Source organism: Flagellimonas sp. (genome assembly GCF_965601775.1).
In the GTDB taxonomy this organism is placed as follows: domain Bacteria; phylum Bacteroidota; class Bacteroidia; order Flavobacteriales; family Flavobacteriaceae; genus Flagellimonas.
Window position 1 is genome coordinate 278,235 of record NZ_OZ271837.1, and the last position, 11,958, is coordinate 290,192.

The window sequence follows — 11,958 nt, forward strand, 5'->3', positions numbered from 1 at the left end:
TGTCCCCATGAAGAAAAGTCTCTGCTTACTTTTAGTGTTATTTGTGTTTCTTACTTACGGTCAGGAAGATCAAAGGATTTTAAAAATTAAGAACAATCTAGAGCTTACTGCTCTTGAAAATCCGGGATTGTCTGAAAATTTAAAGCTTGACATCAATATAAACAGCGTATCCCTCAGTAACTTTTTGCTGGCGGTTTCACAAGTACACAAACTCAACTTCAACGTAGACCAGAGCCTACAGGGAATCAACATAGTTAATAATTTTTCCAATGTAACCGTTATTGACCTTTTGCTCTTTCTCTGTAAAGAATACGGTCTTGAAATTGATTTTACGGGAAATATCCTTTCCATAAAAAAGTTTATCCCTCCTCCGGAAGTAATTCCTGAAAAAGAAGTGACGGTCAGCTATGACGCTGTAAATGACCTTGTTTCAATCGATTTAAAAGGAGATTCACTACAAAAGGTTTTTCGAAAATTGATTAGCATATCTGGTGAAAACCTATTGTACGCCAATGATATGGACAACATTCCATTGACGCTTTTTCTTAAGGATGTTCCTTTTGCATTGGCCATGGAGAAATTGGCTGCAACCAATAATTTAGAGTTCTCCAAATCGAGGGATGGCTTTTTTGTTTTTGATAAGATGGCCTCAGAAGATGAAGGCAACAATAGAAATTATTTGTCAGGCAATGGTTTCCAATACCAGATTTTGGATACCGTAAACCGAATTTTGACCGTTGATTTTAGAAATGTCCCCATACAAAACATCATTGAACAAATAAGTCTGGACCTAGATTTAGATGTTTATGTCGCCACTCCCCTCGAGGAGGCTGGTAGTGTCAGCTTTAAGGCCAAACATATTTATTATGATGAACTGCTCACCAAAATATTTGAAAAGAAAAATAGTCCAATTCAGAATAATAATGCGCTACCTCAAAACACCAGACAATCACAGAACAGAAATCAGGGTAGAAATGTTCCCAACACAAACGGCTCTTCCCAAACTGCTCTTGATTTTACCTTTAAAAAAGAGGATGATCGCTACTTTTTTGGTACCATAGACCAGCTGAGTGTTCGGAAATTCGAAATTGTTCAAATGATGCATAGGTCCATTGAACTTTTGGGAGACCCTATGCAATCTGCTGGTTTTGGACGGTCTGCGGGACGTACTATTCCCGGCGGTGTAAATTATCTTGGCGGAGGTTTTAACAATGGCGCCCAGAGAAACGTAAATAATATCGGTAATCAGAATAGAATAAACACTAGAGTGGAACAATTCAATGATTATGCTTCGAATGCGGAGGCCATAGTCAATATTCTACCAGACGAAGTAATCGCAGACCTAGATATCAAAATCGACTTTGAACTCAATAGTTTTTTAATAAGCGGACCTGCCGCGAACATAAATCGTTTTAAGAAATTTCTGAAAGAAATAGACAAGCCGGTACCTGTTGTACTTATCGAGGTTATGTTAATAGAAGTAAGAAAGACAGCAACAGTTGAAACTGGGATTAGCTGGGGAATCGGTGATAGCCCTGTGGAAACATCGGGAAACCTCTTCCCAGAGACAGACGTAACATTGGGCGCCAACACGGTCAACAAAATAATTGGTGGGTTTGATGGTTTTGGCTCGTTCAATATTGGAAAAGTTGTTCCCGAGTTCTTTGCTACGATTAAAGCCATGGAGGCCAATGGAAATATCAAAATAAAATCCACACCAAAATTGTCTACGCTAAATGGTCATAGAGCTAATCTATCCATTGGTGAAACCACATATTATGTGGTAACTAGTCAGAACTTTTTTGGCTCACAAATTCCAACCGCATCTGAAATACGAAATTTTCAACCGATTGATGCGGAGTTGGCCGTGAGCATTAAACCCCTGGTTTCTGGAAATGGCCAGGTAACATTGGATATCAATGTAATCCAATCCGATTTTAGTTCAGAACGAATTGATGAAGATGCACCTCCAGGACTTACTTCGCGTGAATTCAGTTCCATCATCAGAATGCAAAATCAAGATTTAGCCATCCTCGGAGGGTTGGAGGAGAAAATAAAAAATGACACTGGAAGTGGAGTACCTGTATTGGCAAGAATCCCGGTAATTAAATGGCTTTTCAGCAAACGGAGGCGAGAGGATACCAAGCAAAAACTTACGATTCTAATAAAACCAACTGTAATATACTAGTGATAAACCGTATAAAATCTTATTTGTTTGAAGGGTCCAGGTTTTATGGCCTTGAAGTTTATCATGTCAAAGAAAATCTTAGATATAACCTTGTTCTGGTCAAAAGGAAGAATCAGGAGTTGACCATTCAAAATCAATGGCGCTTTGCGGAATTGGAAGGGTTGTTTGAACAACTGGAGAAAAACATCCCCCTTTGTTTAGCTTTAAACAGTGATAGCGTTCTTTCCAAGAAAATTCCTTCCAATCCATCCATAAAAGGGCATGCCCTAATCAGTAGTGCTTTTCCCAGCTTGGATTTTGACAAAATTTATTATCAAGTTTATTCCTTGCGAGGGCAAAGGTTTGCGTCCATAACCCGGAAAGATGAAATCAATGGGATATTAGAGAAAATCAAAGAACACAAAGTCCCCGTTCTAAACTTATCCTTGGGTTTGTCTTCATTGTTCCCTTTGATTGGGCATATTGAGGAGACTACAGTAAAAACCTCAAATCAAGTATTGGATTTCAAGACAGAAAAAAATCCCAACCTACTAACAAAACAAGAATCGGTTGAAGAACATAGCTATTCAATGAACGGTATTCAAGTAAAAAACACCGAGCTTTTGGCATTTGGAACAATACTGATGGGACTACTGGAAGGAGATAATATAAAATCCAATGCGCAGGACTTGAGAAATCAATTGAGAAACGATTATAAAGAGAAGCGTTTTTTGACACTATTTATCCGTTTTTCCCTAGGTCTTGTATTGCTAGTGTTGCTGACGAACTTTTTGGTGTTTTCAGAGTATTCAGGCAAAGTAAACGACATGAGGCAAGAGCAGATGTTTAGTGAAAACAGCGTCAATCGATTACAGAAGGTAAAGGAGGAAGTTGAACTGAAAGAAAAGAGACTGGCCAAGGCTTTAATAAACTCAAATTCAAGGGTTTCATACTACCTTGATAAATTGGGGCAAAGTGCACCTGGCACCATACTTTTGAGTAATCTTACCTACCAGCCTCTCAAAAAACCAGTAAAAAATGGAAATCCAATAGAATATATTGAAGGAACTATATATATATCAGGGATTACTTCAGATCATAAAGACTTCTCCAATTGGATTGTACAGCTTGAGAACATGAAATGGATTGAAAGGATTAAAACAACTGAATATGACTACGAAACCCCTAAAAGTTCTTTTTTTAAACTTTTAATTGTTTTAAATCATGAAAACGAAAAATAAAATCTGGGCTACCCTTATTGGATTAGTGTTACTACTTTTTCTATGTTTTAAGCTAGCAGTGGGGAAAACCATTGAGCTACAAGAAGAGTTTCACACGCTACAAAGTAAAAATGAATACTTTCAGAACCTTCCCGGCCAATTGATTTTATTAACGGATAAAAAAGAGAAATTGGATTCTACACTATTCAGTTTAAATCTTGAAAATGAATCAAATGAAAACAACATACTTAAGTTTTTAAACGAACGTAGTGATTCATTACAAGTCCATATCCTAGATTTTAATGAAGCTCATATTATTAAAGACAAAACAGGTAGCTCGGTTACCTATACCTTTATAATTGAGGGTGGGTATAATTCCCTTTTGAAAGTTATCCATGCTATCGAAACAAAATCAACTTTTGGAAAGGTAAAGCAAGTAAGTTTCGATAAAGTCAAAAGGAAAAAAACAAAACTGTTGCAAGCAATGGTTATGATTGAAAGCTTTGAGTAAAAGGAGAATAGATAACATATCTGTTATTTTATTTCATCTTCTTAAATAGTATCCTTTCACAAAAAAAGACATTAGCGCTGACAGCATCCTTGTTTTCGGATGGTTTGCAATGAGGGAATTAAGTAGGGCTTTTTCAAATGATGTCATCTAGATTAATTTGATGCCTACTGGGCTTAGAGTTTACTGGTTATCACCGCACTTTTTTGACAAAACTCATCAAATTAAACAGAATTAGTCCTACAAAACGAAAAAGTAGATGAGAGTGTTTTGTTTGCTACCTTAGCAAAAAGCTTCGTAATGATGAAAAAAGTACAAGAGGTTTTTGTTTCGGGTGCCATATCTGCCGAATTCATAGCTCATTCTATTGCCAAGCAGCAATCCAGAACCCAGATTGGGGCCCATGATATTTTTTTGGGACAGGTTCGGGCAGATGTCATTGGGGATAAAACCGTAAGTGCAATTGAGTATACGGCCTATGAGGAAATGGCCAACGGAAAGTTTGAAGAGATTCGAAAAGCTGCATTTGATACCTTTGAAATTACTGATGTACACATGTATCATAGTTTAGGAACAGTTGGAGCAGGTGAAATATGTCTTTTTGTATTTGTTTCCTCCCCTCATCGAAAAACTGCTTTTAATGCCTTGCAATATATCGTTGAGGAGATAAAAGCCGAAGTCCCCGTATTTGGCAGGGAGCTTTTTGAAGATGACTCCTATCAATGGAAAGTGAATACCTAAAACATATGGTAGATATAACTCAAAAAAAATCAACTCACCGTACCGCACTTGCACAGGCGGTGGTTAAAGTAAGTTCCAAGGAAACGGTTAAGGCCATTGAATCCGGTTCAGTTCCCAAAGGAGATGTCTTTTCCATGAGCAGGGCGGCAGGTTTTTTGGGCGTGAAAAAAACCGCAGACTTACTTCCCGATTGTCATCCATTACCTGTGGAGTTTTGTGGGATTGATTTTTCTATTAAGGATTTGGAAATTCAGGTACTGGTTACTGTCAAAACCTTTTATAAAACAGGGGTTGAAGTAGAGGCCATGCATGGCGCCAGTGTGGTTGCGCTAAACATGTACGATATGCTTAAACCTATTGATAAAGGTGTGGAAATTCGTCATATCAAATTGATAAAAAAAACCGGCGGAAAATCGGATATTGACAATAGTTGAGTTTTGTCGGAAAAACTTCCTAACGAATTCATTTTTGTTCTAATTTTAGTTTGATTTGATAATTGGGCTTTCGTTATGAACAACCTCAAACGCGTAATTGTCGACTACAAAAAACTCACTGCCGAAGTACTTCAGCTTTTGGTAGAAAAATACCCGGATGGGTATGGTGACAATGATATTATCAACTTCAAAAATCATAAAGGAGAGAGTATAGAAGCTGTAGAAGTATCTACTGAGGACACCAAATACCTAGTGAAAATCAGCTCTAAGCTTGAACGGAGTATGGCCAACTTCGAGGATACCGAGGAAAGCGATATTCCAACTGAGGGAATTGACAAACTACCGGATTCCGAATTTCCAGATTCTGAAGAGGAGTAAACCTAATTGAACAAGGCTTTGCTCAGGTGTTTCAACATGGCGTTGGTTGTGGCTCCCAAATCAAAATCTGGTTTCCAGCCCCAATCCTTTCTTGCCGCACTATCATCAATACTACTTGGCCAAGAATCCGCAATTTGTTGTCTAAAATCCGGAACGTACTCAACCTTGAAATTAGGCATATGTTTTTGAATACTTTGAGCAATTTGTTCTGGTGCAAAGCTCATACTTCCTAAATTATAGGAGGAACGCACGGTTAGGTTGTTTGATTCCGTATCCATAAGCGTAATAGTAGCCCTAATGGCGTCATCCATGTACATCATGGGCAACTGTGTTCCCTTGGATAGGAAACATTGGTACTTTCCCTCCTTTAGAGCTTGATGGTAGATTTCTACGGCATAATCCGTAGTCCCGCCCCCTGGCATTGTTTTCCAACTAATTAGTCCAGGATAACGAATACTCCGAACATCCACTCCAAACTTTTTATGATAGTATTCGCACCAGCGTTCACCGGATTGTTTGCTTATACCATATACCGTGCTGGGTTCCATGATGGTATTCTGAGGCGTGTTTTTCTTTGGGGTATTAGGACCAAAAACCGCTATGCTAGACGGCCAGAAAATTTTATTGATTTTACCTTCCTTGGCTAGGTTGAGCACATTGAACAGCGAGTTCATATTCAGATTCCAGGCTCGCATGGGAAACTTTTCCGCTGTAGCACTTAGCATGGCTGCCATTAAGTATACTTCCTCAATTTCATAATGCATGATTACATCCTCAATGGCCTCGTAGTTGGTGGCATCCAATAACTCAAAGGGTCCGTTCGCCATTAGGGATTCACTCCCTTCTCTAATATCACTGGCTATAATATTTTCACCTCCATGTCTCGCGCGAAGTTCCATGGTAAGTTCCGTGCCAATTTGCCCACAGGCGCCCAAAATGAGGATTGGTTTTTGCATTGAAAAGGTAATTTCTTCTGTTGTTGCGTAAAGATAGCCTTTCTTAAAATTTGTACATTCGCTTATGCGAAAAATGAGAGTGATTTTAGCACTGCTGGTAGTTTTCGGGTGCAACGAAAAATCGGATTCCAATCCCGATACACAAGAGGAATTGCAGACATTCGATTACCAAAAACTACCAAAAAAACTTGAACTAAGTTCAGAAGTTGCTTCCATTCTAAATGAATGGGAGGAATTTCAAGCCTTGAATGGCAGTATAGACGTACTATACAAATCCACCAATAATGAAGATCTTAGTTTGGCCATTGATGACTTACTGGAAAAGGAAAAGAAACTTTCCGATGGGGAGTACCCAGAACCGTTTGACTCCTTTCAAATAAAAAGTAGGCAAAGGGTGTTTAGGACACTTTTGCTCAAGGTAAAAGCAAGCATTCTAAATAAATCGGATACCACCGAACCTACTGTTGAAATGCTTCAGGCCTATAATATAATAAGACAACAGTTCAATAGCATTCTGAGTAGCCAATTGGACACAAAACTGATTTTGGATGAAAACCCTTAAACTCATATTTCTTTTGATTCTGCTTCCATTTCTTGGACTAGCCCAGCAGGAAGAGAAAAACGCAATCACTACCCTTCTGGATGCATGGCATAAAGCGGCTGCTAATGCGGATTTTGAGGCCTATTTCTCCAAAATGACAAACGATGGGGTTTTTATTGGAACAGATGCTACCGAAAATTGGCAAAATGAGGCTTTTCGCGCATTTTCGAAACCCTATTTTGATAAAGGAAAAGCGTGGAGTTTTACCTCGGTGGAACGAAATATTTATGTTGGGGACTCAGGAAAGATTGCCTGGTTTGATGAATTGTTGGATACCCAAATGAAACTATGCCGGGGTTCTGGGGTCCTCAAAAAAGAAAATGGGCAATGGAAAATTGCCCATTATGTACTTTCAATAGCCGTACCCAACGAAAATGTCGCAGAATTGATAGAGCTGAAAAGGGAAAAAGATAGTCTCTTGTTACTTCAATTAAAGGGACAAAAACAAAATTAATTTTGTTCCCCTTCGGAGGCCTTTTCTTTTCTAGATACTAAAGCTTGCTTGCTCAAACTGGCCAAATTAAAATTCGGTTCAATTTTTAAAGCTTCGTCAATGGAAGCAATGGCACTATCAATGTTATTTTTATCCTTGTTATAAGCAACCAGACCTTGTAAGTGATAAAAAGCGGCTTTTAATGGAACCTCATAGGGCTGTTGTCGCTCATAAAACGCATACTTCATGTCGTCTTTGGCATTCGTGATTCCGTAGGTAATATTAGTTGTGGCACCATCATTATCACCCACCTGTATTTTTAAGTCAGCCAACTCATAGGCCAAGTAAGCAGAGGGGTTTCTGGTGAATAGGAGCTCAAAATGCTCCAAAGCCCTTTTAGGTTGATTCAATGCCTTTAAGGAAACGGCCTTGACCTGAACCGCAAGGTCGGAGTCATCTGTCTTTTTCTCGATACCTATGGTGTTTAAAGCCTGTACGTGCTGATTATTGTTCATGTACACGTAGGCCAAGGTATCCTTACGTTCTTTGGACGGTGCCAAAACATTTAAATGTGTCAAGGCATTTATAATTCCATTCACATCACCCTGCAAACGCATTTCATTATAAAAGGCCCTATAGTGATTTACCAAATCATCGCCTGACTGACCATAAGCGCCCAGACCAACTACCATCAATACTGAGCAAATAAGTTTTTTCATTGTTCCCATTTTAGTGGGCCAAAACTAAAAAAATTATTGGTATACCTCTGTTAAAGAAGTGGCAAAGACCTTGCGGTATCCACTTTTTATGATTCCAAACCCCCTAGTGACCCTTCAAACGGGCATGAATGAGATATCCTTATTGGAGTATTGCTTGAGTAACCGGGCATAAAAAGCTAGACTCTTTACATCCTTGGCTAAACAAGATTTAAGGAAGGAGGTCAAATGCTCGTAAAACAAGTTGACGGGTATAGTGGAAACTACGGTGTTTATAGTCTTTGGATCATATTCATGATCATTAAAAACTACATCCATTTTTATACGATGCCGGTTATAATCTATTTCAACATCCGCGGCATTGTAGTGTTTTCTTAAAATCGACTTGTGCAAGTCTTGAAATCTTGAGGTTATATTGGGGTTTGCACTACTTTTTGTAATCAAATTCTCCATCTCCATCAAGATTCTTGTCGTTAATCTTGAATTTCCCATTTCTGTAACACTTAATCTATTACAAAAGTAGAAATAAGGGAATTTAACTTACTTGTAATCAGTGTTTTATTAACTTAAAATTATCTTAATTGTTGCGAAATATCACTTTTGTGTTGTCAATTAGGAGACTATCGAAGTGTAAAATTTATGGGATTTGTTAATAAAATTCTTACTTACCACTATTGCCTTGGTACTCTCTTGAAAAATTGTCCCATATCCTGGTGCGGGAATACCCCTTTTCAATGCTTCTTCAGTATAGTATTCTTTTTTTGTGGGATGAAAAGGATATACCGCGTTGAAGATTTCATTCCAATAACCATTCTTAAGAATGGTAAGAATAATGTGGATGCAGTCCTCGAGATGAATAAGGTTTACTGGGTCATTTCCATTGGCCAATCCGGTTTTTTTGGAGAGCATCGTTACAGGATGTCTGTTAGGACCAATTAGACCGCCAAATCGAATAATGGTGGTTTTGAAACCTTTGTCTTTTAGAAAGAGCTTTTCGCAAACCAAAAGTTGTTTTCCCGATTCTGTGATGGGTTGTGGAACACTATCTTCGGTAATTTCCTCGGATAAATTTCCGTATACTGAAGTGCTACTGGCAAAAATAATGTGCTTGACAGAACTGCTCTTAATTTTGGAATGAAGAAGGTTCATTTTTTCCACATAGCTTTCAGTTTTTGATTTTCTAAGGCGAGGAGGTACGTTGATTATAAGGACGTTTATCTTCTTCAGGAATTCTTCTATTTCTCCTTGAATAGAGTTAGCATGAAGTGCGATTTGGTAAGGCTCAATACCGCTATCTCGAAGCAGTTCCATTTTGGAAAGCGAGGTTGTCGTACCATATACTTTGAATCCAAGGTCAACTAATTTTTGGGCTAGGGGAGTACCTAACCAGCCGCATCCTAATACTCCAATGGAATTATTAATCAAACTTTAAAGTTTTAATGACCAAGATGGCGTCGTTCAATACAAAAGGCATAGGAATACTGTTTTTTGGCCGCTCTGGAATCGTAAAAATGGGATTGGAGAGCAAGTCATTACTGGACTCATAAAAAGTAAGTTCAAGTACGGAGTCTTTGGGAAAACGTAGTTCCAACTCCGTGTAATCGTTGTTGCTGATAAAGTGAGTAGCCAATCTCTGTCGTCTGTTTTTTAAATAGAAATCTGAAAAAGGGATGTTGTTTATTCTACCGGACGTTAGTTGAAGTGGATTAGTGTAAATATCTAAACGGTTTACATTTCGTTTAGGGGTAAAACACAATTGAAGTATTCGCTCATTTCCTATAACGGTATCCTCGGTAGTTTCTATTAGTGGGGATTCGATAGGTTTCTTCTGAGTATTTGAAACATAAGTGAAATTTGAACGGTACTTGCTGGCTATGGTTTTGTATTTATTGGTTTCGGGTACCTTTTTATCTTTCCCTAAATATTGATTGTTCCAGTCAATGGGGATATGATCATAGGTAGCCCAAAAAGCTTCTTCGGTATCTTCATTGTGCACATACATCAGGCTACTGGGTTTAGGTCGGTCTTCATTAAAATCTGACGCCACATGCCCAGATATACTGAAAACAATGAATATAACAAGAAAAAGATAAGCAAATCGGTCTTTGTTTTTTATTTGTGCCAGAAAGGGAAGAATTAAAAAGAACAGCAGCGTACAAAATAAAGTGGTGGCCAAAAGCATTTTTAAGCCCAGTCCAACAGGGAACATTTTAATAAATGGGGCGTAAATAAAAACCGCCGGAAGACTTAAAAAAACCAGAACGAAAGGATTGGGCTCCTTCTGGTTTATGGTGATAAGTAACGCAGCAAGCGCTCCAAATAAAGGAAGCACGAAAAAACTGGCACCTTTTAAGTATAGGGCTACTAACCAACAAATTAGCAACCAAATGAATATGGGGAATACCAAAAGATTTTGCGTATTCGTTTTTCTGAATTTATGATATACCCAAAAGCATATCGCAATGGATAGTAAAACATAAATCACGATGTAGGTATGGCCATTATACGTGAAACCGTGGAGCATATCCTTAAAAGCAGGATACCACCAAAGAATAAACTTCCATGAAAAATAACCAAAGGCTCCGTTAACAAGAAGAACAATTAAGGCCGGTAGAATTCCCTTCAAAATCCCATTTAAGGAGAGTTCTTTTTTCTTAAATCCATAAATAATAAGACCAATAAAGCATAGTGAGACTAACCATAGCATGGGAAAAATCCATTCATACGGATAGGAGATAAGTCCAAAAAAAGGAAGATTTACATAGATGGAATCATTTAAGCTTTTGAGATTGCTTAGGTCTACTTGGCTGAAGTGATTTAATAAAGGCATTAAATAAGAACCTTGATGGGTGAGTGTATTTCGGTCTAACCGTTCGTGGATGTCCATGGCAGTGTGGTAATCAAAATGGTCATCAATGAAAGCAAAATTAAAACCTTCAATATCCCCATCTTCCCGAAAGACAGTTAAATCCGTGTCGTTGGGTAGCATTTTATAAATACTGTAGGCCAAGGAGTTGGCTACCGGAAATTTTGGATTGGCCTTGGTAAATTCCTCTATGAGTCTAGCATTGCCTCTATTAGTTTCTATAAGCATATAACTAGGTCCGCCGCTACCCCTTGCCTCAAAGTTTAAAACAAGCCCGATATCCTTTGCCCAAGGATGTTGGTTTACAAAAAATTCAGCACCGTTAAGTCCCAATTCTTCCGCATCCGAAATGACAATGATTACATCATTTTTGGGTGTCTTTCCTGTTGATAAAAACGCCCGAACTCCCTCCAATATAGTTGCAACTCCGCTACCGGCATCACTTGCCCCAAAGGAAGAATGCGGACTACTGTCGTAATGTGACAAAAGCAACAATGCTTTACCTTCATCGGTCCCTTGGATGCGCACCAATATATTGGCCACCTTGGTTAGGGAAGCGTTGTCTCCTAAAACATACCCTTCCTGAACTGTGGTTTCAAGTCCAAGTTTTTTTAATTCAGAAATAATATACCCCCTTACCTTTTGATGACCTGGAAAGCCTACTGCATGAGGTTCTTTGGATATATTCTCAACGTGCAGCAAAGCACGGTCGGTAGAAAACTTAGTAGAGGCTATTTCAAAGTCTGGCTCATATTGAGGCATTAGTGAACGGTAGCTCCAATAAATGGCAAGAAGCAGCATAAAGAATGCAAGAGTCTTTGAAACGTTCATGGTTAATTTTGTTGGAAACTAAAAATATAAAATAATGAAAGGTCTTCACATTTTGGCCTGAAAATTTAAAAATTTCGTTAAAAAATCATATATTTAATATTCAACCT

Annotated in this window: 13 protein-coding genes; 8 read left to right on the forward strand and 5 right to left on the reverse strand. The window is 38.3% G+C overall.

Annotated features, from left to right (window positions below):
• Positions 1–7: 7 nt before the first annotated feature.
• The 6 genes from ACSLUF_RS01300 to ACSLUF_RS01325 all read left to right on the forward strand — a co-directional run bounded on the left by ACSLUF_RS01300 (position 8) and on the right by ACSLUF_RS01325 (position 5,448).
• A complete protein-coding gene (locus ACSLUF_RS01300) occupies positions 8–2,188 on the forward strand; it encodes a type II secretion system protein GspD (RefSeq protein ID WP_435624327.1) in 2,181 nt (726 codons plus the stop codon).
• Positions 2,188–3,408: a hypothetical protein gene (locus ACSLUF_RS01305; protein ID WP_435624328.1), complete on the forward strand. Its 1,221-nt coding sequence runs from the start codon at positions 2,188–2,190 to the stop codon at positions 3,406–3,408. Before ACSLUF_RS01300 ends, ACSLUF_RS01305 begins: the two co-directional genes overlap by 1 nt.
• A complete protein-coding gene (locus ACSLUF_RS01310) occupies positions 3,392–3,898 on the forward strand; it encodes a hypothetical protein (protein ID WP_435624329.1) in 507 nt (168 codons plus the stop codon). Before ACSLUF_RS01305 ends, ACSLUF_RS01310 begins: the two co-directional genes overlap by 17 nt.
• Before the next feature lie 297 nt (positions 3,899–4,195).
• A complete protein-coding gene (locus ACSLUF_RS01315) occupies positions 4,196–4,636 on the forward strand; it encodes a molybdenum cofactor biosynthesis protein MoaE (protein ID WP_435624330.1) in 441 nt (146 codons plus the stop codon).
• A gap of 5 nt (positions 4,637–4,641) precedes the next feature.
• The gene (gene moaC / locus ACSLUF_RS01320) at positions 4,642–5,070 is read left to right on the forward strand and encodes a cyclic pyranopterin monophosphate synthase MoaC (RefSeq protein ID WP_435624331.1); all 429 of its coding nucleotides are present in this window, start codon (positions 4,642–4,644) and stop codon (positions 5,068–5,070) included.
• Between the two features lie 75 nt (positions 5,071–5,145).
• Complete coding sequence (locus tag ACSLUF_RS01325; RefSeq protein ID WP_435624332.1) at positions 5,146–5,448, forward strand: hypothetical protein; 303 nt, start codon at positions 5,146–5,148, stop codon at positions 5,446–5,448.
• Between the two features lie 2 nt (positions 5,449–5,450).
• Here the strand turns inward: ACSLUF_RS01325 and ACSLUF_RS01330 are convergent, their stop codons facing one another.
• Positions 5,451–6,404: an NAD-dependent epimerase/dehydratase family protein gene (locus ACSLUF_RS01330; RefSeq protein ID WP_435624333.1), complete on the reverse strand. Its 954-nt coding sequence runs from the start codon at positions 6,402–6,404 to the stop codon at positions 5,451–5,453.
• 73 nt (positions 6,405–6,477) lie between these two features.
• On the opposite strand from ACSLUF_RS01330, the gene ACSLUF_RS01335 reads away from it, so the two are divergent.
• Both ACSLUF_RS01335 and ACSLUF_RS01340 read left to right on the forward strand, forming a co-directional pair.
• Positions 6,478–6,966: a hypothetical protein gene (locus ACSLUF_RS01335; protein ID WP_435624334.1), complete on the forward strand. Its 489-nt coding sequence runs from the start codon at positions 6,478–6,480 to the stop codon at positions 6,964–6,966.
• Positions 6,953–7,459 (forward strand): nuclear transport factor 2 family protein, encoded by a 507-nt coding sequence (locus tag ACSLUF_RS01340; protein WP_435624335.1) that lies wholly within the window; start codon positions 6,953–6,955, stop codon positions 7,457–7,459. The genes ACSLUF_RS01335 and ACSLUF_RS01340 overlap by 14 nt, the downstream gene beginning before the upstream one ends.
• On the opposite strand, the gene ACSLUF_RS01345 is transcribed toward ACSLUF_RS01340, so the two are convergent.
• From ACSLUF_RS01345 to ACSLUF_RS01360, 4 genes are all read right to left on the reverse strand, one after another.
• Complete coding sequence (locus ACSLUF_RS01345) at positions 7,456–8,157, reverse strand: hypothetical protein (RefSeq protein WP_435624336.1); 702 nt, start codon at positions 8,155–8,157, stop codon at positions 7,456–7,458. The two genes, ACSLUF_RS01340 and ACSLUF_RS01345, sit on opposite strands and share 4 nt — an antisense overlap.
• A 114-nt stretch (positions 8,158–8,271) precedes the next feature.
• On the reverse strand, positions 8,272–8,646 hold the full coding sequence (locus ACSLUF_RS01350; protein WP_435624337.1) for a hypothetical protein: 375 nt from the start codon (positions 8,644–8,646) through the stop codon (positions 8,272–8,274).
• Between the two features lie 120 nt (positions 8,647–8,766).
• Entirely contained in the window at positions 8,767–9,579 is an 813-nt protein-coding gene (locus ACSLUF_RS01355; protein ID WP_435624338.1) for an SDR family oxidoreductase, read from the reverse strand.
• Positions 9,572–11,851, reverse strand: a complete 2,280-nt coding sequence (locus tag ACSLUF_RS01360) for a M28 family peptidase (protein WP_435624339.1) — start codon at positions 11,849–11,851, stop codon at positions 9,572–9,574. The genes ACSLUF_RS01355 and ACSLUF_RS01360 overlap by 8 nt, the downstream gene beginning before the upstream one ends.
• Between the last annotated feature and the right edge of the window lie 107 nt (positions 11,852–11,958).